Source organism: Rheinheimera sp. (assembly GCF_030690345.1).
Classification (GTDB): Bacteria; Pseudomonadota; Gammaproteobacteria; order Enterobacterales; family Alteromonadaceae; genus Alishewanella.
Genome location: NZ_JAUYGV010000001.1, coordinates 475,709 through 500,259 on the forward strand (window position 1 = coordinate 475,709; position 24,551 = coordinate 500,259).

Below are 24,551 nucleotides of genomic sequence, written 5' to 3' on the forward strand. Positions count from 1 at the left end.
CATAAGAAATTCTGAAGCTTTCCTGCATTGCCATAATTTTTCACTACCTATGGAATGTCAATCACTAACAGAATGCAGGATAAGTACTTAAAACGATGAAAATATTTTCAACACTAACCGTATTCATCGGTGCGTTTTTAATCTTTCAGATCCAACCCATCTTGGGCAAATTGATGTTACCACAATTTGGTGGCTCAGCGTCGGTGTGGATCACCAGTATGATGTTTTTCCAGACGGTATTATTTGCGGGATATTGTTATGCCCTTGCTTTAACCTATCTGGAGAATATCAAGACACAGATGAGCATGCATCTGCTGTTGCTGGTAGTATCGTTCTTCTTACTGCCCAATCTCTTTAGTGAAGTAAATACGATAATCGATAATACCCACCCCAGGTATGCGGTTGTGCTGCTGTTGTGGCAAAAAGCCGGTGTTCCGTATTTCCTATTGGCCAGCTCCGGTGTGTTGACACAACGGTGGTTGTTACAGATAAAGCCGGAATCTCAGGAGTATGCGAAACACTGGTTTGCCTGGTCAAACGCAGGAGCGCTTCTGGCCCTATGTAGTTACCCTTTTGTCGTTGAGGCGTGGCTGACATTGGAATCGCAACTGCGGCTTTGGGTTCGGATATTTGGATTGTTCTTCTTTCTGAGCGTCATTTTTATAGGCGGCGGTTTACTGCAGGGGGGACTGCACCAGATCAGGCAACAGCGACAAGCATTCTGCATTTCTTTCTACTGGGTTATCTATTCCATGACTGGTGTTATGGTACTTTTGGCAACAACCTCTATGCTGACGCAAAACGTGCCTCCGGTTCCATTACTATGGATATGCCCTTTAGTCGTTTATCTAATGACTTTTATTATTTGTTTCTCCCGCTTCAATTGTTATGACCGTCAATATGCGCTGCCGCTTCTGGTTTTTTGCTGTATAGCATCTGCGCTGATGTTTGTAACCGGCAGTCTCTTTGCAGTGCAATGGCAGGCGGGGATGTATTTATTCATTCTTTTTGTGGCTTGTTTTATTTGCCATGGTGAACTGAGTTTATCTGCACCTGCAAAGGGCACTGACAACATTCTGTATTATTGGAGTATTAGTCTGGGCGGCTGTATTGGCGGAATAACACTGTCTGTGCTCGCACCAATCCTGTTTGTGCAATTACTTGAATACCCTCTGACATTCTTAATGCTACTAACGACGCTGGTATGGCAGCAACGACAACTGGAGCACCTGTTCCCGAAAAAGACATACCTGTGGGGGCTTGTCATTATCGGTTTGTCAGGCGGACTTGCCTGGCTTAATCATCTCTTGATTCGGGACCAGGTTATTGCTTACCGCAACTTTTATGGGGTCGTAAGTGTGAGGGATATACTTACTAATGAAAAAATAGAAAGGCGCCTGGTGGATGGTACTACAGTACACGGCACTCAGATCATGGCCAGTACAGAAGGACCAAATTACGAAAAGCTATTGACCCGAAAACATTATTATCGGGATAACGCTGGTATCGATGTCGCATTTAACCATGTACAGCAAAAAAAATCCGCCAGCATTGCCGTTGTTGGACTTGGTGCCGGGGTACTGGCAAGTTATGGACGACCTGGTGACGATTTCACGTTTTATGAAATTAATCCCGCAGTTATTTCGCTTTCGCAATCTCATTTCAGGTATTTGCGGCACAGTCCCGCTGAGATAAATATTGTTCAGGGGGATGCAAGGGTGAGATTGCATCAGCGGCTTGTCTCAGAATCGAGTAAGTATGATCTGCTCGTCATCGATGCGTTTTCCAGTGATGCGATCCCGGTCCATCTGTTGACGATGGAAGCGTTTGAGCTTTATCAGAAACATCTTAAGCCGTCCGGAATACTGGCGATTCATATTTCCAGTACCTATCTCGATCTGAGCCAGGTGATTCAGCAAAATGCAAATCAATTGAAGTTAAGTGCCGCGTTGTATCAACAGCCAACCAGCAGTGAGGGATTTGGCTCTGATTGGGTTTTGATGGCTGCCCCGGAAGCACTGATACAATTAAATGAGCAGCATCATAGTGAATATTCAGATACTCGAATTAGTGTGGTGCCGGCGAATAAACCCGTCATCTGGACTGATCAGCATCATAGCATTCTGTCTTTGCTCAAGACATGGTAGTGGCATTTTTGCTTAGGAGTAAGTTGTTGAGTTTCTTCGATTTTGCTGGTCTTATGTATTGCCCATCAAAAAAGGCGCCTAAGCGCCTTTTTTATATTCAACTTGCCAGTATTACTTGGCGCGGCTGCGGTATTCGTCGGTACGGGTGTCAATTTCAATCTTGTCACCTTCTTCCACGAACGCCGGGACCATCAGTTCAAAACCGGTTTCAATTTTGGCTGGTTTTAATACCTTGCCAGATGTATCACCGCGAGCTGCCGGCTCAGTGTAGGTTACTGTACGCACTACTACAGTTGGCAGGTCAACCGAAATTGGCCGCTCGTTGTAGAACACCACTGAACACTCCATACCATCTACCAGGTACTTCAGTGCTTCGGTCATGTTTTCTGCTTCAACTTCGAACTGGTTGTATTCCTGGTCCATAAATACGTACATAGGATCAGAGAAGTAAGAATAAGTTACTTCTTTAGTTTCCAGCAGAACCTGCTCAAACTTGTCATCAGCACGGTATACCGTTTCCATGCCCTGCGCATTCAGCAGGTTTTTCATTTTCATTTTAACCACGGCAGAGTTACGGCCGGATTTGTTAAACTCGGCTTTTAAAATTACCATTGGTTCTGTGCCAACCATAATCACCTGGCCAGCACGCAGTTCTTGAGCTGTCTTCATCATGACTGAAATATCTTCTCGTTAGGAAAAATTGCGTCGCATTATAAATTTTTTTTCAACAAAGTGCACGAGGTTGCTGGCAAGATCTCCGTTTGCCGTTAACGCTGCGCGCCACATAAGGTTATATTCGGCGATTTGCGCCAACATTGCACTACATTTTTGCCAGCGCTCGCCAAGCGCAGTGTCAGTATTCCATGCCAGCCAAAAGTCCGTTAAAGCCTGCGCCGCAGCAGCCGGCATCTGCGCGCAATAACGCTGCAAAAAAGCATTCAGTTTATCCAGATGCGCCTGCTCTGCCTGGCGGTAAATTTGCCAGATAAACGGCTTAGCCGCCCAGTGCGCGCGGATAACCGAGTCTTCGCCGCGGACAAAGTTGATATCACAGGCCCACAGCAGTTTGTCGTAATCGTCTTGTGCCATAAAAGGCACCACTTTCAGCGTCAGCTGGCCTAGTGTCAACTCAGCATGTTGCTGCAACTGTGGGTATAGAGCAGCAAGCTGGTTGGCCAACACGCCCTGCGGCACTATGCAAAGGCTATTAACCGGCGCTTGCTGCCAACAGGCCAGCAAAGTTTCAAGCTGCGGATGATCATAAGCAAACAAGGATATTTTCTGCTGATAGCGCGCGTGCTCTGCCACCCCCAACTGCTGCCAGAATGCTTGCTGCGCAGCGGCATCGGCCATAAACAGTGCGGCCTGCTGCTGTATAGTGCGCTCTTGCAATAAGCCGCCGGTAGCCGCGGTAAAGCCCGGGAAAAAGAAGTGTTTATCCAGCGCTAAATGCGGCTGCGGCGATGGCAGCGCATGGCAGCCCTCCACCCATTCCTCTGCCGACAAATACTCCAGGTTTAACCATAACGGTTTAACCGCTTGCTGTGCCATTTTCTGCTGATACGGTAGCGGAATAGTGCAAGCCAGCGCCTCTATTACCACCTCAGCTACTGTGCACTGTTGCCAATTAGTCGCCGCCGCCCAGCGCTTAATTAACACCCCGGCCTGTTGCTGCTCATCGGCAGTGGTATCTATTTGCGGGCAAATTTTGCTGAAGCTGGCTAAATCATCAACCCACAGCCGCACTGAAATATTATGCTCTGCCACTAACTGGCGGCACAGCCGCCAGCAAATACCAATATCGCCGAAGTTATCAATCACAGCGCAGAATATATCCCAGCGCGCAGCGGTGTTCTGCATAGTTAATGCTCAGCTAAAAAATAAGGCGGCTATTATACCTTTAAGTGCGCGCAGGCCAAGGTAGGTGGTTGCCAACAGCAGCAGCGTGATCAGCAGCGCCAACAGATAGTAAAACAACCGTACTAAACAGGTTCTAAGCTTCAGCAGCATGCCTTGTCCGCTTATTACCACCGGCAACTCACAGTTAAATAAACCGGCCCATAACCACAGCAGCAAACTGCTTACGGCCAGCAGCACACTGCTTAGCTGCCAGCGCTGCGCCTGCTCCACAGTAGCGGCAAATAATAACCAGCCAAAAGCCGCTACCGCCAAAGTACATAACAGTAGAAAAAATGGCCGTAGTGGATACAGCCGCCGTGCCCAGCGCCGGTAAAACTCCAGCATCAGCCGTGCTCCAGCGCGGTTAGCATGGGCGGATAAAGTGCCAGAATGCCGCTTTGGCCCTGCATATCGCCGATTAACCAGATTTGTTCAAACGGATGGCGTTTGGGCATATGCAGCTGATGGTAATGCTGCAAAATATCGCGCCGTGTCCACAAAGGATTAGCATTGCGGATAACTAACCAAACCCGCTCGGTATGGTAGGTTTTTTCTGCTTTATTACTGATCAGCCGGTTCAGTGCCGTTAGCAAACGGTGTTGCACCGGGGTGCGCAGCAAGCCCATCAGCTCTTTGTGGGTGTTGCTGCCAAGCTCGCGACCGAGAATATGCATTGCCTCCACTTCACTGCCATATAAATGCGCAATTTCCAGGTCGAGCTTTTGCTCGTCGTAGTAACAGGATACATCCGGCCGCGCCGGCTCATTGTGCCAGATATGCCGCATTGCAATACCAAAGCGCTGCTCGTACAAGCGCATAAATAATCTGGCAGCTTCATGCTCCAGCTTTATTTTTTCTTCATTGCCGTTCATCTGCTGCGACATACTTTTGCTTCAGTGTGTCATAACCACCGTGATTGGTAAGGTTGGTATAGCCTTGTTGCTGCAGGGTTTCAATGGCAATACCAGCCCGACGCCCACTACCGCAGTACAGGGCAATATTAGTGTCTTTATCCAGCTTCAGCTCGTTAATCCGCTGTGCAACTTCAGTGTGCGGAATATTAACTGCGCCCGGCAGATGGCCGGAAGCAAACTCCTCAGCACTGCGTACATCCAACCAGACCGTTTGTGGCTGAGTGGCAGCACAACCGCTAAGTAGCAACAGCAAACCTATAATAATTTGTCTCATTTCGCCAGCTCCTGTACGTTAGATTCCGGCAATGGCCGGAGTGAAATAATATTGCCAAATTTCGATCATCACCGGCACCACAGATAACAGCAAAATAATCGCCATACAAATATTAAAAATACGCTGAAACAGCGCCTTAGTTAACACGGTTCGAAGGGCTGCACCAAACACTAACCACAAACCGACGCACGGAAACGCTACCAGCAAAAAGGCGGCGGTAATAACGCTGACCTCAAGCCAATACACACCGCCTACCGTGGTAAAGGCCGCCACAGCGCCGCTGGCCATAACCCAGGCTTTACCGTTAACCCACTGGAATAACGCCGCTTGCATAAAACTGAACGGCTTACTTTTACCCTGCTCTATTGCTTTGGGCTCAGCACTGGCAATATGCCAGGCTAACCAGATCAGGTAGGCTACACCTAATACTTTAATCAGCTGATGCAAATGCGGATAACGCTCAAATACCACGCCAAAACCCAGGCCCACCAGCAACACCATCAGCGGGAAACCCAAACAGATCCCCAACCAATGCGGCACGCTGGCCTTTACACCGTAGTTTACGCCGGATGACATAATCATCACATTATTCGGGCCTGGTGTAATGGTGGTAGAAAAGGCAAAAAACAAAACGGCTAAAAACAACTCCATGTTAAACCTATGCTAAAAACTGAATAGTTACTGCGGATAATACCAGAGTCGTGCGTCTTTAATAGGTGTTTGTGCCGGTAGTAACGGGTTTTTCAAGCGGATAATCTGCCGCTGTTCCAGCTTAAGCTCAGCCAGGTGGCCGGCGAAAAACTGCTGAAACAACTGCTCAAAAGTGCCGTCTGCGATAATTTTATGCAGGCCGTTCTCAATATCCTGCGCTAATTGCTCGTTGGCATTATTAACAAAGAAATAACTGGCAGTAGGGTAATACAGCAGCCAATGTTGTTCGATCACTATATTACGCGATGCTAACAGCGAGGCTTCATCGGCAATTTCCAGCGCATTACGTGGCACCGCATCTACTCGGCCCTTTTCCAACATCGAGAACAAGTTGTCATAACCGGCGGCACCTAATACCGAAAAACCATTCAGTTGCAGCACTTTAGCATCAACCCAGTCATGGCCCTGCGCATACACCAGCCGCCGGACAGCCGCTGCGGGCTTATCTGCAGCGAATTTAGCCTGCTGATCAGCGCGGATCAGCATAATACGGTAGCCGCTAAGGCCCTTAAAAATAGGAATACGGATCGGGCGTAAATCCAGCTCACGCTCTACCGATGTCATAGTCCATAACACATCAAGCTCAGTGTATTCTTTTAAAAACACCATGCTGCGCGATTTTGACATACGCTCAGATGAGCTTTGCAGTTGATACTGACGCGGCGATTGCGCCAGGGCCAGCTCCAGCAACGCCAACGGGTAAGCCGAGCGCGGGTCTTCCACATGCGCTATGGCAGGATAACGCACCAGTTCAGCAAAGACGCTATTTGCCAGTAGTAAACAAAAACAGCACAAAATTGCACGCTTCACTATTTTTCACCAAATAACTGTGCCATGTTATTACTGTAGTATTGTCGGCTTTGTTAAAAACGGCTGGCTAAAATCTGATATTTACTTTATAAAAAACGCAGCATTATCACTGATCTAAAAAAATAACAAAGGAAGATGAGTATGAATAAAATTCTGGGTCTGGCAATTTTAGTTGCGGGTGTCATTCTGTTGTACTTCGGTTACACCGAATATAACTCCACCGCTTCTCAGGTAACCGAGGCCGTTACCGGCAACCCTACCGATAACGCTATCTGGTTTTTGGTGGGTGGCGCGGTAGCCGCTATTATTGGTCTGGGTGTATTACTGAAAAAGTAACGCTGAAAAAAAATAAAGGCCGCATTGCGGCCTTTATTTTTTGCTTTAACGGTAACTTACTCTTCTTCTTTACCCCAGCTGTCACGCAGGCCGACAGTGCGGTTAAATACCAACTTGTCAGCTGTGGAATCTTTGCTATCCGCGCAGTAGTAACCTTCGCGCTCAAATTGATACGCCTGCTCTGCTTGAGCAGTTTGCAGCGATGGCTCTACCAGGCCTTGCTTCACCACTAACGATTGCGCATTAATTACCTGCAGGAAATCCTCTTCTGCTGCCGGGTTAGCCACGCTGAATAAGCGATCGTATACGCGAAATTCAGCCGGTACAGCATTAGCTGCTTCAACCCAGTGAATAACACCGCGCACCTTGCGGCCATCCGCCGGGTTTTCACCCAGTGTTTCCGGCAAGTATGAGCATTTCAGCTCAACGATGTTACCATCGCTGTCTTTTATCACTTCATCGGCATGAATAACATAGGCATTACGTAAGCGTACATCACTGTTTAGCACCAGGCGCTTGTACTTTTTATTCGCCTCTTCACGAAAATCTGCTTTGTCGATATACACCACCGGGCCAAACGGCAGTTTACGGCTGCCCATGGTTTCATCTTTCGGATGGTTCGGTGCTTCTACCCACTCAATGCCACCGGCCGGGTAGTTAGTAATAGTGACTTTCAGCGGATCCAGCACTGCCATTGCACGGGGCGCAGCGGCATCTAAATCCTCACGGATGCAGGCTTCCAATGCGCTCATCTCAATCATATTATCTTGCTTGGTCACGCCAATGCGTTTGGCAAACTCGCGAATAGCAGCCGGGGTATAACCACGGCGACGTAAACCGGCAATCGTCGGCATACGCGGGTCATCCCAACCGGACACTACCTTTTGCTCTACCAGGGTTTGCAGCTTACGCTTGCTCATTACCGCATATTCCAGATTTAACCGGGAAAACTCAATCTGCTGCGGGTGGCAGGCAATAGTAATGTTATCCAAAATCCAGTCATATAAACGACGGTTGTCCTGAAACTCCAGGGTACACAATGAATGCGTAATACCTTCCAGCGCATCAGAGATACAGTGGGTAAAGTCGTACATCGGGTAGATGCACCAGCTGTCGCCGGTTTGATGGTGATGGGCAAACTTAACGCGGTAAATAACCGGGTCGCGCATAACCATAAAGCTGGAGGCCATATCAATTTTGGCGCGCAGCGAGCATTCGCCTTCTTTAAAACCACCGGCACGCATTTTTTCAAACAGCGCCAGGTTTTCTGCCGGGCTGGTATCGCGCGTTGGGCTGGCTTTGCCAGGCTGGGTTAAATTGCCACGATATTCACGCATTTGCTCGGCATTTAAAAAGCACACATAGGCCAGGCCTTTGTTAATCAGTTCAACTGCATAGCCATACAGCGCATCAAAGTAGTCAGACGAATAGCGTACTTCACCACTCCACTGAAAACCCAGCCAGTTCACGTCTTGCTGAATCGAGTTAACAAACTCGACGTTTTCTTTTTCCGGGTTAGTATCATCAAAGCGCAGGTTGCACTGGCCCTGATAATCTTGCGCGATACCGAAATTCAGACAGATAGATTTGGCATGGCCAATATGTAAATAACCGTTCGGCTCAGGCGGGAAACGGGTTTGCACCGCGTTATGCTTGCCGGAAGCTAAATCGGTATCAATAATTTGCCGGATAAAATTGGTTGGGCGATGTTCTGCGTCCGCCATAATGCGCTGTATCCTTAAGTGCTAACAATAAAATATCGCGGCATTATAGCAGCAGAAACACGGCTGACCACTGTCTGCTCCGGCAATTGACAGATTTTCATCACACAGCACGGTTAAAACTCGTACTTCAGCGCAAAACGAAAGGTCCGGTCTATAGTGCTGTTGTCAAGGGCAAACACCATGGCAGCTTCCCACTTTAACTGCCGTGTAGGGCTGAACTTGTACACCCCCATAAAACCCGGACCGGCGCCTTTGTAGTTTTCTCCGGAGTAAATTTCAACAGAGGGCTGTAAAGCCGGTAAATAGCGGTAACGGTACTGCAACCTGAACTCGCTTTCCCATTCAGCCGGTATCGTCTTGCCCCACTCGTACACCAGCAGCGCATTTACCGTAAGGCTGGTATATTCAAACTCCTTTTCAACCAGTAAGCCGGTGGTGAACTCATTATTGTCAGTTTGCTTTTGTCTTTCCAATTCAAACAACAAGCCCCAGTCCCAGCTGTACTGCCCCTGTTCGGTCAGCATCCAGCGTAGCTCAGCCTCATAGCCGGCAATGCGGTAATCTTCCGGCATAATACGTTCCGCCAGAATATTAACTGAAATCGCCATATTATCGGCAACAGAAAAACCGTAACCGAACTGCTGCGCCATAGCGTTGTTGTCCGGATGATTTGCCTGCCACTGATATAAGTAACGGTACTCAAACTCACGCTCCAGCGGCTGAACGTAAGGATGATAAACCTTGTCCACCACCCGGCCATCTGCCATCACATTGCAGCTTAGCAGTAATAGTACAAGCGCCCTAAGCTGTTGGTTAAAGCTCATTTTTTACTCTCCGTATGTAGCAGCGATAACCAAGAGCTGACAGCAGGATCAGGGTTAATAACCAACCGGTCAGTTGTATCAGATCCGGCGTAGCTTCATAACCAAACCAGGCTTGTAAAAAAACTCCCGCCTCAGATTGTTCACTGATCACGACACTGCTATCCCATAGCGCCTGCCCGCCCGGCAGCCAGCCGGTTTGTTGCAATAATGCCAGCGCTTCACTGGTTTGCCGCGCGGCCACCGGCAGCAACATTACCAGCAATAATGCCGGTGTCCTGCGTTTCAGTTCATCAAGTAAATGAAACCACAACACCGCAATACTCAGGCCAATACCCAATGCCAGCAACGCTCCCAGCCAATAGCTGTCACCTTTATCAACGCTGCCGATACCGGTGAGGCCGTACAGCAGTATATTAATGCCGCAAATAAGCCCCTGCGCCGCGATAACCAGCAAGGCCGGCATAAATGGTTTCGCTTTAGCGGTGAGCAGCGCCGTCAGCGCCAACAACGATACGCTGTAACAGCCGATAAATAACAGCTCCAGGCCGTTGCCTGCTGCCAGTTGTGTCAACAGCGCTAACCAGGGGGCCAGCAGCAACACCAACGCGGTGCTTAACAGCACACTAAGCAGTAAAAACCGGCTTTTCTGCGCCGGTTGCAATTGCAACATCAGCACCAATACCAGCAGCAGCGGCAGCAGTTCACGGGTAACCAGTAACACCGTATTAATTAACATGCTGCACCTGCTGCCATTGCGCTTCGGGTATGGCAATTAATACACCTTTGGCACTGTCCGGATGATAATCACCAAAGAATGGATATTCTCCGGCAGCCAAAGGCCCCAGGTACAATATGGCTTCACTGTTGCCCAACACCACTTTTTCACGGTTTAACGGGAAACTCTCAAACTCTTCCGGCGCCGCATCCAGATTAATCAGGCGGATTTTTATTTTCTGTCCGGCCGGCACGGCCAGCTGTGCCGGGCTGAACAAATGATCTTTCAGCGTTAGCACGAACTCTTGCCGCGCCTGCACTGCTAACGGAATACAAAGTGCCAGCGCTGCCAATGCCTGCTGCAGTGTCATAACGGCAGCTCTACTGTCACTTTCAGCCCGCTGGCAAAGCCGGCCGGTGCAAGATGAATGCTGCCGTTATGCAAGCTGACAATATCTTTAACAATGGCAAGACCCAACCCGGCGCCCGGCACCGCAAACTGATGCCTGTCTCCACCGACACGATAAAAGCGGTTAAATACCTGCGGGTACTCCTGTGGCGGGATCCCGGGCCCGGAGTCTTCTATTACCAGCACCGCCTTATTCCGGCTTTTATGCAATGTCAGCCGAATTTGCCCGCCGGCCGGCGTATATTTAATGGCATTGCCCAATAGGTTTGACACCAGTAATCGCAGGGCAAAATCGTCAGCTTTTACCATCAGGTGCTCATCCCCTTCGATACTGATACTGTGCTGTTTTTGCTCCAATTGGCTAAACCATTCAGATACCACCTGCCGGCATAATGCTACCCAGTCCAACAGTCGGGTTTTTGCCTGAAAATTATCAGGATGAGTGCGGTTTAACAGCATAATTTGCTCAATCAGCTGCCGCATCCGCTCTACCCCCTGCTGCAGCGCCAGCATGGTTTCATCATGATCAGACAAGCCCTGCTGCTGCCAGCGGGTTAACGCATTATGCAGGTTAATCTCCAGCACGCTTAAAGGCGTACGCAGTTCATGCGCTACATCTGAAGCAAAACGTTTCTCGCGGGCAAAGGTGGCCGATAACCGCTCAAACAGCTGATTGGTAGACTGCAGCACCTGCTTAAGCTCTTCAGGCACCTGCTCCAGGGTCACGGGCGACAGTTCATTGGCTTTGCGGCTGGCAAGCTGCGCAGATAACGAGCGCAATGGCCACAATGCGCGGCTGACAATCAGCCAGATCAGCAACGCCTGCACCGGCAGGCTAAGCACTACAGGATAGATTGAGGCCGTAATCAGCTCATCCGCCAGTTGCAACCGCTGTTGCAGCGGTTGCGCCACCATAATTTGCCAACCGTTATTACCGGACTGCACAAATACCCGCCAGCGTTTACCGGCAAAGTTTTGCTCTGAGTACCCCTGCGCCCAACTGATCACGGCCTGCGGCGCCAATTCACTGCGGTATTTCAGCTCGCCATGCCGGCTCAGCTGTACCGCAAGCCCTTGTATGGGTTGCGGCATATTCACATCATATTGCTGCCAGATAGCTCCGGCGATCAGTTGTAAGTCTTGATCAAACAACTCGCGGGCCCGCTCAGCGCTGAGACGATAACTTTGTAAAGCAGCCAGAAAGCTGCTAAGCACTAACACGGCAATCAACACTGAAATAAGGTAACGTCTAACGGAGGTCATGCTTTGGCAACAGTGTAACCGACACCTCGAACAGTGCGGATAAAGTCGGCGGGCAATTTTTTGCGTAAGTTAGAAATGTGCACTTCCAGTGCATTACTGGCAACTTCCTCGCCCCAACTGTATAAGGCAGATTCCAGCTGATCCCGGGTTTTAATACGCCCGGCAGACTCCATCAACTCTTTTAGCAACACATATTCACGTCGCGACAGCGGTACCGCCAGTTTTGCGGCCGTTACCAGCATGGCTGTGCTGTCAAGTTCGACTTCGCCACAACGGATCAAATGGCTTGATGCGGTACCAAGCCGCCGTTCAATCACCCGCAGACGGGCAAACAGCTCGGGGGCCGCAAAGGGTTTAACCAGATAATCATCCGCGCCATGATCCAGCCCCTTAATACGCTCGTCAACACCATCTCTGGCCGTTAAGATCAGCACCGGCAGCCGTGGCCATTTCTGGCGCAATTGTTTTAATAAAACCAAGCCATCCATATCCGGCAAACCCAGATCCAGAATAACAGTGTCACAGTCCGCTGCGCGAATGACACTCAGTGCCTGTTGTGCCGTGCCAACTGCATTAACAGCAAAACCCTGTACACTCAGGGCTTGCTGTAATCCATTTCGTAACGCAATATCATCTTCAACCAACAATAGACGCATCTGTTATCTCAGTTAGTTTTCAACTTTTTATGCAGCTTTTTTTCCAACTGCAGCAGTTCCTGCCGCCGGCCGGTGTCGGCCAACAGCCGGTCCGGCCGCGCCGGTGCCTGTTTGGCTATTTCAAGATAGCGCATTGCTGCTGTGTAGTCGCGCTGCTGCATCAGAAATTCAGCATAAAAATAATTTGGATCAATACCTTGTGGGTTTAGTGCCAGTGCTTTTTCCAGCATGAGCCGGGCTTTTTTGTCACTGCCAAACCCCACCGGCCAACCCGGTACTTTGTAATACAGTGCGCCCAGGCTGGTGTAAGCCGATCCCAACAAAGCCGTGTCATCCAGTTGCAATGCTTGCTCCAGATCAGCTTTAGACTGTTTTGCTAACGACAAGGCGCCTAGCCCGCCTTTAGCACCGGCATAACCGGATGCAACTATACCGCGCCAAATATAGGCTTCAGCTTTACCGGCATTGGCCTGCACCACATCATCCGCCTGAGCTAACAATTGGGCAAAGGCCTCAGCGCGTTTATCTTCAGCCAACTGATAACTCACTTCAGCCCAGCGCTGTTGTAACGGTTTAATTTCGTCCAGTACGTCGGCGCGGACAGTGCTTAGCAATGTAAGCGTGGCTAATGCCAATATCAATCTGCTTTTCATATCAAACCTCCACCTGCTTTGTGACAAAAAATTGTTTTATCTGCTTAAGCTTGCTACCCAGGGCTTTATCAACCACAGCGGGGAACACGCCATTTAAGCGCACAAAAATTTTCTCCGGCCAGCCCACATAGCAACGTCTTTTGCCGCTGATTAACTGCTCAGCCAATGCCATGGCTACATACTCCGGGCTGTCTACGCCCTGCCCGAGCGCTTTGTTCATTGCCTCAACCTGCAGCGGGTTGATGCCGGTTTGCGTAGCGCGCGGGGCAAAATAAAGCACTTTTACGTTGCTGTCTGACAACTCACGGCTTAAGGCTTCAGTGTACCCCCGCAGACCAAACTTTCCGGCGCAATAGCCGCTGAAGCCGGGATAACCAATACTGCCAAATGTTGATCCCACGTTTAAAATGGTGCCGCTGCGTTGTTGCAACATAGGTAAAAACAGCTGGCATAACCGGACAGGCGCCAGCAAATTGGTGTTTAGCAGTGTTTCGGCGTGCTGCTCTGTGGCTTCAGCAAACTGGCTGATGCCGGCATTGTTAATCAGAACATCAATGCCGCCATGCTGACGGCAGAAGTTGAGCAACGCCTGACGGCCCGCTTCATCGGTTATATCGGCAGTAAAAGCGAGGATATGTGGTGGTGCTGTTGCCTGCAGCTCTGCCAATTTGCTACTACTGCGCGAGCTAATGACTACGCTGGCCTGCAGTTGCAGCAGCCGTTTAAGTACTGCCTGCCCTATACCGCCGGTCGCCCCGGTCAGCAGCACACGCTTACCCGCTAAGCTTTTCATGCTGCGTCTCCTGTTACGCCGAGTCCGTGCGGTTGCTCAAGGCTGCGGAATATATCGCCATACAGGTGATAAAACCGTTTGGCGGCATGCACGATAATGGCCTGCTCGCCGGCATCTGTTATGCGGTTCATCAGGCCTTGATAAAATTTAATGTGTTCTTGATCAAGCGCGCCGTGCGAATTGAGGTAAGTGAACGCTTTTCGCGGTAAACCAAGCTTACCGGCAATATTTGCCGCGGCTTGTTCCGCCAGATTAATTGACGTGCCCTCCAGTACCAACACCATGCCAAAAAAAGCCAGCGGACTGATACGGCGCACAGCATCATAGGCATAAGCCACCATCATTTCTGTCGCAAACGCCGGTGTGCTGCGCCTTGTCTGCTCTTTGTCATAGCCGCAGGCACTGATGTCATTAAGGATCCACTCCTGATGTCCAAGCTCTTCTTCAATGTACTCAGCAACGGCGTCTCTGAGCCATTCCTGGCGTTCAGGCAGCAAAGCCCCCACCGACATTAACAGCGGCACTGTATGCTTTACGTGGTGATAAGCCTGCTGTAAAAAAGCAACATAATGATCAAGGGTAAAATCGCCGTTGAAACAACGGGTTATTATAGGGGCTGACAACAGGTAATGACGTTCCTGTTCAGTGGCTTCAAGCAGGGATTGATAAAAGTTCATACTGTTCTCCTGTAAACAGAGCGGAAATTTGGCTGGCATACCGTTGCTCAATACAGCTGCGCCGCAGCCGGCCGTTTTCCGTTAGGGTGCCCTGCGTTGGGCAAAATGGCGTAGCCAACCGGTGAAAGTTCACCACAGTGGCATAGTCCGGCAATTGCTGATTTACCTGCTGTACCGCCGCAGCCAATTGTACGTCGCTGATATCTGCCGCAGCATATAACAGCGCCGTGCAATAAGGCTGCGCATCACCAAGCAACATCGCTTGCTGTATTACACCGCTGTCGGTCAGCGCGGTTTCTACCCATTCCGGTGAAATATTGCGGCCAAAGCTGTTAATCAGCAGATTTTTACGCCGCCCCGAAATACGCAGCCCACCCTGAGCTGTCCACTCAGCCAGATCACCGGTATACACCTGCTGCGCTGCAGAGTCAGGCTCACCGAGATAACCGAGAAAAGGGGTGTTTACTACCAACTCACCATCAATGATCTGTACATCACGACACGCCAGCGGTAAGCCAACTGAATCTGTGGCCTGAGCCGGAACTGTGCCTGACAGGGCTACAACTGAGCCACATTCACTCAAACCATAGCCCTGATATACCGGCAAACCGAGTGCTGCGGCTGTTTTCAGCAAATCCGGCGAGACATAGGCTCCGCCAACGGCAATAAACTCCAGACTTGCCGGCACTTGCCAGCCTTTTATTGCGGCCTGTACCAGCATTTTTAACAGCTCAGGCACCAGGATCAGACTTTTCGGTTGCTGCGCACTGATAAGCTGCAGCAGTGCATGAGGCTTGGTTAAACGGCTGCCAACAAAACCGCGGATGGTGTCGGAAGCAACAATAACCTCGCCTCCAGCCAGCAAAGGCGCGTAAACCCCGGCAATGTTTTCTAACAAGGTTGGCAGGGGCAATAAACATAAATGCCGTGGACAGCCGCTGCTGATAAGCTCAACCCGGGCTTTTAATGCCTGCGCAACATCCAGCTGGCCATCGCCGGACAGACAAACCCCTTTAGGGTCGCCGGTAGAGCCCGACGTAAAAGTAATTTTTTGCGTGCCGGGTGCTACTGCAACAGCCGCATTAACCCGGCGCCGGTACAGCAACAAGCCATGCCGCTCTTCAAGCAAAGTACAGGCGTCATCGTCAATTTCGCAGTCGCTAAGCCATAAATCCGGCTGCAGTCTGGTTAGCACAGCACTGCGCTGCGTTTCACTCAAATAGCCGGGCAGCGGGGTTAACAAAATACCCGCGGTTAAGCAGGCTAAATCGACGAGGATCCAGCTGATACTGCTATCTGCTGTCAGCACTACCCGTTGGCCCTGATAACTTTGCAGAATTATCTGCCACTGATTTACATGGCGTTGTATCGCGCTGCTGTCCAGCACACAACCAGTGCCGGCATCTATAAGCCTTGCAGACTTGGCGGGGAAAAAGTGCATCAAATGGTCTCCTGCAGCGCATTAACCAGAATATGCAGCTGCGGCCAGTGGCGGAAAACTAACTGCACTAAACGTTGATCAGACTGGATACGGTTCGCTGCCTGTACCACAGACAACACACATACTTTCGGCTTAGATTGGTAATAACTGCCCCAGTTAACCGCCTTATCGCCAAGGCATTCTGCCGATGCATCGGCAACATCGCTCAGCTCAATGCCGTGACGGGTCAACAAGCGTTTCAGATCTGTTGTCGCCGCAAATACCAATTGCTTAATATTCAGCTGATGCAGTGCCTGCACCAACAATACAAACAACTGCATGAGTGCCGGACGGTTTTGCGCATACAAATGCCCGATCTCGGCAATATCTGCGCGATTGCTGACAATATTATGGTTATTCAGCACCAGCTCCGCCGGCGAAGACAGATATTGCTCAATAAACAGGCTGCCGCTGGCGGCAAAACGGATCCCCAAAGCAGCCTGCCAACGCCCTGACAAAGCAACCCCCAGCAAATACGGCATAAACTGCTGTACATCAGCCTGGTAGTGGCTGGCGAAACCTTCGGCAATAAATTGTTGTAGTGCCTGGCGAAGCTGATGCTGCGGTTCAATTAACTGCAGTACGCCATGTGTAATGTGGTCAGGCAAAAGGGTATCAAAGGCAGGGGCACTGCTTAATCCGGCCATTCCGGCACTGGTAAACGATTCGGCACTACGCATCAGACTGATCATAACGGACTCCTGTGTTACCGTTACGATCAGTGTGCAATAGCAAGCTTAAAGTAATCTTAAGACCCGACGGAAACTAAGATGTGTTACGGAGCGATAGCAGGCCCTTTGCCATACAACAAAGATTCTACTGCAGAAATACAGCCTTCGAGCCTGGTGTAATAGTCAGGTGCCGCTATGATCACGAAAGAATCAATATCAAAACCATATTGCCGATACAGCTCCATCAACCCGGTAAAACTCAGTTCTCTGGTCGCCTGTTCACCCAACTCGCGCATACCATCCGCAACCCAGGGCACGGTGGGCTGCAGGGCAATAACCAAATCGTACTTGCCGGGATCTATAAAACTCCCGACGCGGTTAGCTACCGCGCCTGAAAAGGCCTTACTGAAAAATGCGGTTACCACGGCATCAGTGTCAAAAAAACACACTTTGTTAGCACTTCGCAGGGCTTTTAAATCCTGCTCATACTGTAAATGCGCGATACGGTTAAAGTCTTCCGGCTCAAACAGATCACCATTTCCGCCTACTACGTCTTGCTGATAATCGCGTCCCAACTCTTCTGACCAAGAGGTGCAATACACTTTGGCTAACTTGCGGGTTAAGGTGGTTTTGCCGCAGGACTCAGGCCCGGTAATTAACACCTTACGGGCAAAAAAAGGCCTGGCAGACCCGGCAATATAGTCCCAGTGTAAATACGGGTGATTACGGATTTCGGTGCCGCTGATAGGCCACTGGGTGCGCTGTGGGTCCAGCACTGTGTAGTCAATACCAGGAAAGTGCCGGCTGTGGCCGTCGCGATAACTCTCCTCACCGCCAAAGATAACGGCAAAAGGTTCAGATACAGTGCGTTTAAGCAAGGCGGCATAATCAGCCCAACCTTGCGGGAAGGGTGCCATTGCATCTTCGTTTTGCAGCAGCACCTCAATGCCCAGCCCCTGTAACTCCTGCGACAACCAACGCTGACGCAGCACACCGCTGATATAACCGATACCGGCGTTCCGGCACAGCTCACCATCTTCCGCAGTGCGCTCACTGACTACTACATACAGCTTGTCGCACAACGCATGCGCGCGCAGTATCGCCGTAATATGACCGCGATGCGGTGGTAAAAACTTGCCCGGAAATACCCCTGTTTTCATGCGTCTGATCCACTATAAAATGCTGGCAATACATTACACGTCTTTTAACAGAAACACCAAAACACCCTGGCCGACGCGCATTGCCATAAAAAAACCCGCCGAGTAAGCGGGTTTTTCAGAATTTAAATCAGCAGCTTATTACCAGCCAGTGATTTCTTTCAGCGCTTTACCGATATCGGCTAAGCTCTTCACGGTTTTAACACCGGCATCTTCCAGTGCAGCGAATTTTTCATCCGCAGTACCTTTACCACCAGAGATGATAGCGCCGGCGTGGCCCATACGCTTACCCGCTGGTGCAGTAACACCGGCAATGTAAGATACGACAGGCTTAGTCACGTGTTGCTTGATATAAGCGGCCGCTTCTTCTTCTGCTGAACCACCAATTTCACCGATCATAACGATGGCTTCAGTTTGTGGATCGTCCTGGAATAATTTCAGGATATCGATAAAGTTAGAACCCGGAATTGGGTCACCACCGATACCAACACAGGTAGACTGGCCGAAACCGTAATCAGTAGTTTGTTTTACCGCTTCATAGGTCAGGGTGCCTGAACGTGAAACGATACCGACTTTACCCGGCTTATGAATGTGGCCCGGCATGATACCAATTTTACATTCACCCGGCGTGATTACGCCCGGGCAGTTAGGACCAATTAAGATTACGCCTAATTCGTCACATTTTACTTTAGCGTCCAGCATGTCCAGCGTAGGAATGCCTTCAGTGATACAAACAATCAGCTTAATGCCGCCGTTTGCCGCTTCTAAAATAGAATCTTTACAGAACGGTGCCGGTACATAGATAACAGACGCTGTCGCGCCGGTAGCATCTACCGCTTCTTGTACAGTGTTAAACACCGGTAAACCCAGGTGCGTTTGACCGCCTTTACCCGGCGTTACACCGCCAACCATTTTAGTGCCGTAAGCAATGGCTTGCTCAGAGTGGAAAGTACCCTGTGCACCGGTAAAACCCTGACAAATTACTTTGGTATCTTTATTAATTAAAACGCTCATTGCCTACCCCTTATGCCTTAGCCGCTGCTGCAACAACTTGTTTGGCTGCGCCAGTCAGGTCTGTGTCAGCGATAATGTTCAGGCCACTTTCTTGCAGCACTTTAGCACCCAGTTCTGCATTATTACCTTGCAGACGCACAACAACCGGTACTTTAACGCCAACTTCTTTCACTGCGCCGATAACACCTTCAGCAATCATGTCACAACGCACGATACCGCCGAAAATGTTGATGAAAACGGCTTTAACCGCAGTGTCAGACAGGATAATTTTGAATGCTTCAACTACGCGCTCTTTGGTTGCGCCGCCGCCAACGTCGAGGAAGTTAGCCGGTTGGCCACCGTGCAGTTTAACGATGTCCATAGTACCCATTGCCAGGCCCGCACCGTTAACCATACAGCCGATGTCGCCACCTAAGGCTACATAGTTCAGCTCCCATGAGGCAGCGTGTGCTTCACGTGGATCTTCCTGTGATGGATCCTGCATTTCTTTTAATTCAGGGTGACGGTACAACGCATTGCCGTCGATAACCAGTTTGGCATCTAAACAGTGCAGATCACCGGCCGGCGTAATAACCAGCGGGTTTACTTCTAACAGTGCCAGGTCTTTTTCCTGGAACAATTTCGCCAGACCCATGAAAATTTTCACGAATTGGTTAATTTGCTTGCCTTCCAGCCCCAGTTTAAAGGCCAGATCGCGGCCCTGGTATGGCTGAGCGCCAACCAACGGGTCGATAGCGGCTTTCAGAATTTTTTCCGGTGTTTCGTGGGCTACGGTTTCAATTTCCACGCCACCTTCAGTAGAGGCCATAAACACGATACGACGTGAAGAGCGATCTACCACTGCACCTAAATACAGCTCTTTAGCGATGTCAGTACAAGGTTCAACCAGGATACGGCTTACCGGCTGACCTTTTTCGTCAGTTTGGTAAGTTACCAGGTTCTTGCCAAGCCATTTTTCTGCGAAAGCTTTGATGTCTTCTTTGCTCTTAACCAGCTTCACACCGCCCGCTTTACCGCGACCACCAGCGTGAACCTGCGCCTTGACAACAAACATATCGCCGCCGATTTTATCTGCAGCTGCTACCGCTTCTTCAACTGTAGCTGCGGCGATGCCTTTAGATACAGGCAAACCATATTGGGCAAACAGTTGCTTACCCTGATACTCGTGCAAATTCATGGCTATTTTCCGTTCATTTGAATATGGAGGCTGGCCACTATGGTCCAACCTGACTTTGATCGGCGCGTATTATAATGCCAATCGGTTTGATAAAAAATGCTGTTGTCACAAAACAACAGCATTTTTAGTTATTTTCTCTGAATAATTAAATATCCAGCAAAATACGGGTTGGGTCTTCCAGCAACTCTTTAATGGTTACCAGGAAGCCGACTGACTCTTTACCGTCGATAATACGGTGATCGTAAGACAGTGCCAGATACATCATTGGCAGAATTTCCATCTTGCCATCCACTACCATGACGCGATCCTGGATTTTATGCATACCCAAAATGGCGGACTGTGGCGGGTTGATAATTGGCGTAGACATTAACGAGCCGAACACACCACCGTTAGTGATGGTGAAGTTACCACCGGTTAAATCGTCCATCGACAACTTACCGTCACGGCCTTTTAAGGCTAAATCTTTAATGGCTTTTTCAATCTCAGCCAGGTTCATTTTGTCGCAATCACGCAGTACCGGCGTTACCAGGCCACGTGGTGTAGACACCGCAATGCTGATATCGAAGTAGTTGTGGTAAACGATATCGTCGCCATCAATAGCAGCGTTTACTTCAGGGAAGCGTTTCAGCGCTTCAGTTACCGCTTTAACATAGAACGACATAAAGCCTAAACGGATACCGTGACGCTTTTCAAACACGTCCTGGTATTGCTTACGCAGGTCCATAATCGGCTTCATGTTCACTTCGTTGAAGGTGGTTAACATAGCCGTGGAGTTTTTCGCTTCTAACAGACGGTTAGCGATGGTTTTGCGTAAACGTGTCATAGGCACACGTTTCTGGCTACGATCACCGGCTACAGCTGCAGGAGCTGATGCCGCAGCCGCCGCTTTAGCAGGCGCACCGGCAACAAACTTCTCTACGTCTTCTTTGGTAACACGGCCATTTTTGCCAGTGCCTTTAATTTTGCCGGCGTCTAAGCCTTTCTCGGCAATCATGCGGCGCACAGACGGGCTTAAGGCATCGTCGTTGCTGTCGTCTGAGGCAACTGGTGCAGCTTCAGCTTTAGCATCATCTTTTTTGGCCGGGGCGTCGTCTTTTTTCGCCGCCGGTGCACCACCGGCTTCCATTTTGCCGATCACTTCTTCAGCCGTTACGGTCGCACCGGTGTCATGAATGATTTCACCCATTACGCCGTCGGCCTGGGCAACAACTTCAAGTACTACTTTGTCAGTTTCAATATCAACTAATACCTGGTCGCGTGTTACGGCTTCGCCTGCTTTAACGTGCCAGGTGGCGATGGTTGCATCTGCAACGGATTCTGGCAGTACGGGTACTTTAATTTCCACTTTTTCACCTTTTACCGGTTGGTCTTATTTCGTTCAACCGGCCCGCAGCGCGGGCCGGACAAGTCATTATTTAATGCTCAGCGCGTCGTTAACCAAAGCCTGTTGCTGCTTGTTATGCACCGACAGATAACCCACTGCCGGCGATGACGAAGCGTCACGACCTGAGTAAGTCAGATAGCCTGCTTTAGGAATAGCTGCACGGAAATGGTGCTGGCTGCAATACCAGGCTCCCTGGTTTTGCGGCTCTTCCTGACACCAGACAAAGTCTGTAACGTGCTGGTACTGGCTTAACACTTCGGCCATTTCTTCGTGCGGGAACGGGTACAACTGCTCAACACGCACTATAGCCACGTCTTTTTGCTCGCGCTTACGCCGCTCTTCCAGCAGTTCGTAGTACACCTTACCGCTACAGAACACCACACGCTTAACATCTTTTGGCTTAAGATCGTCTATCTCACCAATCACGTTGTGGAACTTGCCGTCTGCCAGCTCTTCCAGCGTAGAGGTTGCCAGCGGGTGGCGCAGTAACGATTTAGGCGACATCACGATCAGCGGACGACGCATTGGCCGTACCATCTGACGGCGCAACATATTAAACACCTGCGCTGGTGTAGTCGGGATACAGACCTGCATATTGTGATCAGCACATAATTGCAGGAAACGTTCCAGACGGGCTGAAGAGTGCTCCGGGCCCTGGCCTTCGTAGCCGTGTGGCAGCAGTAATGTTAAGCCACACAAGCGGCCCCACTTTTGCTCGCCTGAGCTTAAGAACTGGTCAATTACCACCTGAGCGCCGTTGGCGAAGTCACCAAACTGCCCTTCCCAAATAACCATGGCACGTGGCTCTGCGGTGGCATAGCCGTATTCAAACGCCAGTACCGCTTCTTCTGACAAGGCAGAGTCATATACCTGGAACGGGCCCTGGTCGTCACTGATATGCTCCAGTGGAATATGGGTGCTGCCGTCTGTTTGGTTATGCAATACCGCATGGCGGTGGAAGAAAGTACCGCGGCCGGAGTCCTGGCCAACAATACGAATGCGGCTGCCCTCGGCTACCGTTGAAGCATAAGCCAGGATCTCGGCAAAGCCCCAATCAATTTTCTTCTCGCCTGCCAACATCAAGGCACGGTCTTCATATACGCGGCCAACCTGACGTTGCAATGTATGCGACGACGGAATAGCAGTGGCTTTTTTGCCCAGTTCAACCAGTTTTTCTACCGATACGCTGGCGTCATAAGTGGCATCCCAGTCGTGACCGATAAAGGGTGTCCAGTCGACAGAAGTCTCTGTCATTGGCCGCCACTCTTCTACCACGCAATCGCCTTTATCCAGCGCATCACGGTATTGCTCGGTCATTTCACTGATTTGCTCAGTGCTGAATAAACCTTCGGCTACCAGCTTCTGCGCATAAATTTCACGTGGTATCGGGTGTTTTTTAATTTTCTGATACATCAACGGCTGCGTTGCATTTGGCTCGTCAGCTTCGTTGTGGCCATTACGGCGGTAACATACCAGGTCAATTACCACGTCACGCTTAAAGGTATTACGGTAATCCACTGCCAGTTGCGCGACAAACACCACAGCTTCCGGGTCATCACCGTTAACATGGAATATCGGTGCCTGCACCATTTTCGCGATGTCAGTACAGTATTCTGTAGAGCGGGTATCTTCCTGCTTTGAGGTGGTAAAGCCTACCTGGTTGTTGATCACCAGACGGATAGTACCACCCACCTTAAAGGCACGGGTTTGCGAAATATTAAAGGTTTCGGCTACCACACCCTGGCCGGCAAAGGCCGAGTCACCATGAATGGTAATGGGCAACGCAAGGGAACCGTCGGTACAACCGCGACGGTCTAAACGCGCGCGTACCGAGCCCATCACTACCGGGTTTACAATTTCCAGGTGTGACGGGTTAAACGCCAGCGCTAAATGCACATTGCCACCGGCTGTTTCAAAATCAGACGAGAAACCCATATGGTATTTCACGTCACCGGCACCGACGACTTCATACTTACCGGCAAATTCATCAAATAATTTTGACGGGTTTTTACCCAGTACGTTAATTAAGGTGTTTAAGCGGCCGCGGTGCGCCATACCGATAACGCAGTCTTTCGCACCCTGCTCGCCGGCACGGTGGATCATGGCTTTAAGCATTGGCACCATGGCATCACCGCCTTCCAAACCAAAACGCTTTGCGCCCGGGAATTTGGATGACAGGTATTTCTCCAGGCCATCTGCCGCAACCAGGCCTTTCAGAATACGGGTTTTGGCGGCTTTATCATAAGAAGGCGCTGACTGAATAGATTCCAGGCGCTGCTGGATCCAACGTTTTTCGTCGGTGGAGACGATGTGCATGTACTCGGCACCGATAGAACCACAGTAGGTTTTCTCCAGTGCTTTGTGCAATTCACCTAATTTCATTGTTTCTTTGCCAATGGCAAATGATCCAACATTGAACTCTGTATCGTAATCACTCTCGGACAGGTCGTGATAAGACAACTCTAAGTCACGCACGCGAGATTGCTTCCACAAGCCCAGCGGGTCTAAATTAGCCTGCTGATGGCCGCGAAAGCGGAAAGAGTTAATCAGTTGCAACACTTTAACCTGACGACTGTCGGCGGCGGTGCCGGAATTGACCACCACCACTTCACGGTGTTTATTGCGGGCCAAGTCGGCAAACTGCTGTCTGACGTCTGAGTGACAGGTTTCAAGATCGACACCGTCAAGTTTTGGCAGTTTGGCGAAAAACTCACGCCATTCATCACCAACGCTGGTAGGTTCAGCTAAGTAGGATTCATAGAGCTCATCGACGTAGGCCATGTTGCCGCCGCCAAGATGAGAAGACTCTAACCACGCCTTCATTACACCTTCGTGCATTTAGTTTCCCTTAATTTCCGCGCACC

At 50.0% G+C, this 24,551-nt stretch carries 25 protein-coding genes; 2 read left to right on the forward strand and 23 right to left on the reverse strand.

The window, feature by feature from the left end; genetic code table 11:
* The first annotated feature begins 95 nt into the window (after positions 1-95).
* Positions 96-2,147, forward strand: a complete 2,052-nt coding sequence (locus Q8O77_RS02260) for a spermidine synthase (RefSeq protein WP_305551226.1) — start codon at positions 96-98, stop codon at positions 2,145-2,147.
* Between the two features lie 111 nt (positions 2,148-2,258).
* Here the strand turns inward: Q8O77_RS02260 and efp are convergent, their stop codons facing one another.
* The 7 genes from efp to Q8O77_RS02295 are packed head-to-tail and all read right to left on the reverse strand — an operon-like array spanning position 2,259 to position 6,755.
* Positions 2,259-2,816 (reverse strand): elongation factor P, encoded by a 558-nt coding sequence (gene efp, locus Q8O77_RS02265; RefSeq protein ID WP_068231517.1) that lies wholly within the window; start codon positions 2,814-2,816, stop codon positions 2,259-2,261.
* A gap of 21 nt (positions 2,817-2,837) precedes the next feature.
* Positions 2,838-4,007, reverse strand: a complete 1,170-nt coding sequence (earP, locus tag Q8O77_RS02270; protein ID WP_305551228.1) for an elongation factor P maturation arginine rhamnosyltransferase EarP — start codon at positions 4,005-4,007, stop codon at positions 2,838-2,840.
* Positions 4,008-4,016: 9 nt separating this feature from the next.
* Complete coding sequence (locus Q8O77_RS02275; RefSeq protein WP_305551229.1) at positions 4,017-4,391, reverse strand: hypothetical protein; 375 nt, start codon at positions 4,389-4,391, stop codon at positions 4,017-4,019.
* Complete coding sequence (locus Q8O77_RS02280) at positions 4,391-4,930, reverse strand: hypothetical protein (protein WP_305551231.1); 540 nt, start codon at positions 4,928-4,930, stop codon at positions 4,391-4,393. Before Q8O77_RS02280 ends, Q8O77_RS02275 begins: the two co-directional genes overlap by 1 nt.
* On the reverse strand, positions 4,905-5,234 hold the full coding sequence (locus tag Q8O77_RS02285) for a rhodanese-like domain-containing protein (protein ID WP_305551233.1): 330 nt from the start codon (positions 5,232-5,234) through the stop codon (positions 4,905-4,907). Before Q8O77_RS02285 ends, Q8O77_RS02280 begins: the two co-directional genes overlap by 26 nt.
* An 18-nt stretch (positions 5,235-5,252) precedes the next feature.
* Positions 5,253-5,885, reverse strand: coding sequence for a LysE family translocator (locus Q8O77_RS02290; protein WP_305551235.1), 633 nt, complete (start codon positions 5,883-5,885; stop codon positions 5,253-5,255).
* 27 nt (positions 5,886-5,912) lie between these two features.
* Complete coding sequence (locus Q8O77_RS02295; protein ID WP_305551237.1) at positions 5,913-6,755, reverse strand: transporter substrate-binding domain-containing protein; 843 nt, start codon at positions 6,753-6,755, stop codon at positions 5,913-5,915.
* A 141-nt stretch (positions 6,756-6,896) separates the two neighbouring features.
* On the opposite strand from Q8O77_RS02295, the gene Q8O77_RS02300 reads away from it, so the two are divergent.
* The gene (locus Q8O77_RS02300) at positions 6,897-7,091 is read left to right on the forward strand and encodes a DUF3185 family protein (RefSeq protein WP_305551239.1); all 195 of its coding nucleotides are present in this window, start codon (positions 6,897-6,899) and stop codon (positions 7,089-7,091) included.
* A gap of 56 nt (positions 7,092-7,147) precedes the next feature.
* Here Q8O77_RS02300 and glnS read toward each other — a convergent pair whose 3' ends face one another.
* From glnS to Q8O77_RS02380, 16 genes are all read right to left on the reverse strand, one after another.
* On the reverse strand, positions 7,148-8,815 hold the full coding sequence (glnS, locus tag Q8O77_RS02305) for a glutamine--tRNA ligase (protein ID WP_305551241.1): 1,668 nt from the start codon (positions 8,813-8,815) through the stop codon (positions 7,148-7,150).
* 113 nt (positions 8,816-8,928) lie between these two features.
* Positions 8,929-9,639 (reverse strand): hypothetical protein, encoded by a 711-nt coding sequence (locus Q8O77_RS02310; protein WP_305551243.1) that lies wholly within the window; start codon positions 9,637-9,639, stop codon positions 8,929-8,931.
* Positions 9,629-10,375, reverse strand: coding sequence for a hypothetical protein (locus Q8O77_RS02315; RefSeq protein ID WP_305551244.1), 747 nt, complete (start codon positions 10,373-10,375; stop codon positions 9,629-9,631). The genes Q8O77_RS02310 and Q8O77_RS02315 overlap by 11 nt, the downstream gene beginning before the upstream one ends.
* Positions 10,365-10,724 carry a cupredoxin domain-containing protein gene (locus tag Q8O77_RS02320; protein WP_305551246.1) on the reverse strand — a complete coding sequence of 120 codons (360 nt, stop codon included), beginning with the start codon at positions 10,722-10,724 and terminating at the stop codon, positions 10,365-10,367. The genes Q8O77_RS02315 and Q8O77_RS02320 overlap by 11 nt, the downstream gene beginning before the upstream one ends.
* Complete coding sequence (locus Q8O77_RS02325) at positions 10,721-12,025, reverse strand: ATP-binding protein (RefSeq protein ID WP_305551248.1); 1,305 nt, start codon at positions 12,023-12,025, stop codon at positions 10,721-10,723. The genes Q8O77_RS02320 and Q8O77_RS02325 overlap by 4 nt, the downstream gene beginning before the upstream one ends.
* Complete coding sequence (locus Q8O77_RS02330; protein ID WP_305551250.1) at positions 12,022-12,681, reverse strand: response regulator; 660 nt, start codon at positions 12,679-12,681, stop codon at positions 12,022-12,024. Before Q8O77_RS02330 ends, Q8O77_RS02325 begins: the two co-directional genes overlap by 4 nt.
* 8 nt (positions 12,682-12,689) lie before the next feature.
* Positions 12,690-13,334 (reverse strand): hypothetical protein, encoded by a 645-nt coding sequence (locus tag Q8O77_RS02335; RefSeq protein ID WP_305551252.1) that lies wholly within the window; start codon positions 13,332-13,334, stop codon positions 12,690-12,692.
* Position 13,335: 1 nt separating this feature from the next.
* Positions 13,336-14,127 (reverse strand): SDR family oxidoreductase, encoded by a 792-nt coding sequence (locus Q8O77_RS02340; protein WP_305551254.1) that lies wholly within the window; start codon positions 14,125-14,127, stop codon positions 13,336-13,338.
* Positions 14,124-14,804: a TenA family transcriptional regulator gene (locus Q8O77_RS02345; RefSeq protein ID WP_305551256.1), complete on the reverse strand. Its 681-nt coding sequence runs from the start codon at positions 14,802-14,804 to the stop codon at positions 14,124-14,126. Before Q8O77_RS02345 ends, Q8O77_RS02340 begins: the two co-directional genes overlap by 4 nt.
* Positions 14,779-16,245: an AMP-binding protein gene (locus Q8O77_RS02350; RefSeq protein WP_305551258.1), complete on the reverse strand. Its 1,467-nt coding sequence runs from the start codon at positions 16,243-16,245 to the stop codon at positions 14,779-14,781. Before Q8O77_RS02350 ends, Q8O77_RS02345 begins: the two co-directional genes overlap by 26 nt.
* Entirely contained in the window at positions 16,245-16,976 is a 732-nt protein-coding gene (locus Q8O77_RS02355) for a thermostable hemolysin (protein WP_305551260.1), read from the reverse strand. The genes Q8O77_RS02350 and Q8O77_RS02355 overlap by 1 nt, the downstream gene beginning before the upstream one ends.
* Positions 16,977-17,059: 83 nt before the next feature.
* Positions 17,060-18,115, reverse strand: coding sequence for a multifunctional transcriptional regulator/nicotinamide-nucleotide adenylyltransferase/ribosylnicotinamide kinase NadR (gene nadR, locus Q8O77_RS02360; protein WP_305551262.1), 1,056 nt, complete (start codon positions 18,113-18,115; stop codon positions 17,060-17,062).
* Positions 18,116-18,253: 138 nt separating this feature from the next.
* Positions 18,254-19,126, reverse strand: a complete 873-nt coding sequence (gene sucD, locus Q8O77_RS02365; protein WP_305551264.1) for a succinate--CoA ligase subunit alpha — start codon at positions 19,124-19,126, stop codon at positions 18,254-18,256.
* A gap of 10 nt (positions 19,127-19,136) precedes the next feature.
* A complete protein-coding gene (gene sucC / locus Q8O77_RS02370) occupies positions 19,137-20,303 on the reverse strand; it encodes an ADP-forming succinate--CoA ligase subunit beta (protein ID WP_173500154.1) in 1,167 nt (388 codons plus the stop codon).
* A gap of 145 nt (positions 20,304-20,448) precedes the next feature.
* On the reverse strand, positions 20,449-21,648 hold the full coding sequence (odhB, locus tag Q8O77_RS02375) for a 2-oxoglutarate dehydrogenase complex dihydrolipoyllysine-residue succinyltransferase (RefSeq protein ID WP_305551265.1): 1,200 nt from the start codon (positions 21,646-21,648) through the stop codon (positions 20,449-20,451).
* 66 nt (positions 21,649-21,714) lie between these two features.
* A complete protein-coding gene (locus tag Q8O77_RS02380; RefSeq protein ID WP_305551266.1) occupies positions 21,715-24,525 on the reverse strand; it encodes a 2-oxoglutarate dehydrogenase E1 component in 2,811 nt (936 codons plus the stop codon).
* Positions 24,526-24,551: the final 26 nt, after the last annotated feature.

Excerpts from the sequence above, each read along its gene's own strand:
- Q8O77_RS02355 (WP_305551260.1), bottom strand. The coding sequence starts at position 16,976 with ATGATCAGTCTGATGCGTAGTGCCGAATCGTTTACCAGTGCCGGAATG.
- nadR (WP_305551262.1), bottom strand. The coding sequence starts at position 18,115 with ATGAAAACAGGGGTATTTCCGGGCAAGTTTTTACCACCGCATCGCGGT.
- Q8O77_RS02340 (WP_305551254.1), bottom strand. The coding sequence starts at position 14,127 with ATGAAAAGCTTAGCGGGTAAGCGTGTGCTGCTGACCGGGGCGACCGGC.
- efp (WP_068231517.1), bottom strand. The coding sequence starts at position 2,816 with ATGAAGACAGCTCAAGAACTGCGTGCTGGCCAGGTGATTATGGTTGGC.
- Q8O77_RS02325 (WP_305551248.1), bottom strand. The coding sequence starts at position 12,025 with ATGACCTCCGTTAGACGTTACCTTATTTCAGTGTTGATTGCCGTGTTA.
- Q8O77_RS02290 (WP_305551235.1), bottom strand. The coding sequence starts at position 5,885 with ATGGAGTTGTTTTTAGCCGTTTTGTTTTTTGCCTTTTCTACCACCATT.
- Q8O77_RS02280 (WP_305551231.1), bottom strand. The coding sequence starts at position 4,930 with ATGTCGCAGCAGATGAACGGCAATGAAGAAAAAATAAAGCTGGAGCAT.
- sucD (WP_305551264.1), bottom strand. The coding sequence starts at position 19,126 with ATGAGCGTTTTAATTAATAAAGATACCAAAGTAATTTGTCAGGGTTTT.
- Q8O77_RS02380 (WP_305551266.1), bottom strand. The coding sequence starts at position 24,525 with ATGCACGAAGGTGTAATGAAGGCGTGGTTAGAGTCTTCTCATCTTGGC.
- Q8O77_RS02335 (WP_305551252.1), bottom strand. The coding sequence starts at position 13,334 with ATGAAAAGCAGATTGATATTGGCATTAGCCACGCTTACATTGCTAAGC.
- Q8O77_RS02350 (WP_305551258.1), bottom strand. The coding sequence starts at position 16,245 with ATGCACTTTTTCCCCGCCAAGTCTGCAAGGCTTATAGATGCCGGCACT.
- Q8O77_RS02315 (WP_305551244.1), bottom strand. The coding sequence starts at position 10,375 with ATGTTAATTAATACGGTGTTACTGGTTACCCGTGAACTGCTGCCGCTG.
- Q8O77_RS02275 (WP_305551229.1), bottom strand. The coding sequence starts at position 4,391 with ATGCTGGAGTTTTACCGGCGCTGGGCACGGCGGCTGTATCCACTACGG.
- earP (WP_305551228.1), bottom strand. The coding sequence starts at position 4,007 with ATGCAGAACACCGCTGCGCGCTGGGATATATTCTGCGCTGTGATTGAT.
- Q8O77_RS02330 (WP_305551250.1), bottom strand. The coding sequence starts at position 12,681 with ATGCGTCTATTGTTGGTTGAAGATGATATTGCGTTACGAAATGGATTA.
- sucC (WP_173500154.1), bottom strand. The coding sequence starts at position 20,303 with ATGAATTTGCACGAGTATCAGGGTAAGCAACTGTTTGCCCAATATGGT.
- Q8O77_RS02320 (WP_305551246.1), bottom strand. The coding sequence starts at position 10,724 with ATGACACTGCAGCAGGCATTGGCAGCGCTGGCACTTTGTATTCCGTTA.
- Q8O77_RS02260 (WP_305551226.1), top strand. The coding sequence starts at position 96 with ATGAAAATATTTTCAACACTAACCGTATTCATCGGTGCGTTTTTAATC.
- Q8O77_RS02345 (WP_305551256.1), bottom strand. The coding sequence starts at position 14,804 with ATGAACTTTTATCAATCCCTGCTTGAAGCCACTGAACAGGAACGTCAT.
- Q8O77_RS02310 (WP_305551243.1), bottom strand. The coding sequence starts at position 9,639 with ATGAGCTTTAACCAACAGCTTAGGGCGCTTGTACTATTACTGCTAAGC.
- Q8O77_RS02300 (WP_305551239.1), top strand. The coding sequence starts at position 6,897 with ATGAATAAAATTCTGGGTCTGGCAATTTTAGTTGCGGGTGTCATTCTG.
- glnS (WP_305551241.1), bottom strand. The coding sequence starts at position 8,815 with ATGGCGGACGCAGAACATCGCCCAACCAATTTTATCCGGCAAATTATT.
- Q8O77_RS02285 (WP_305551233.1), bottom strand. The coding sequence starts at position 5,234 with ATGAGACAAATTATTATAGGTTTGCTGTTGCTACTTAGCGGTTGTGCT.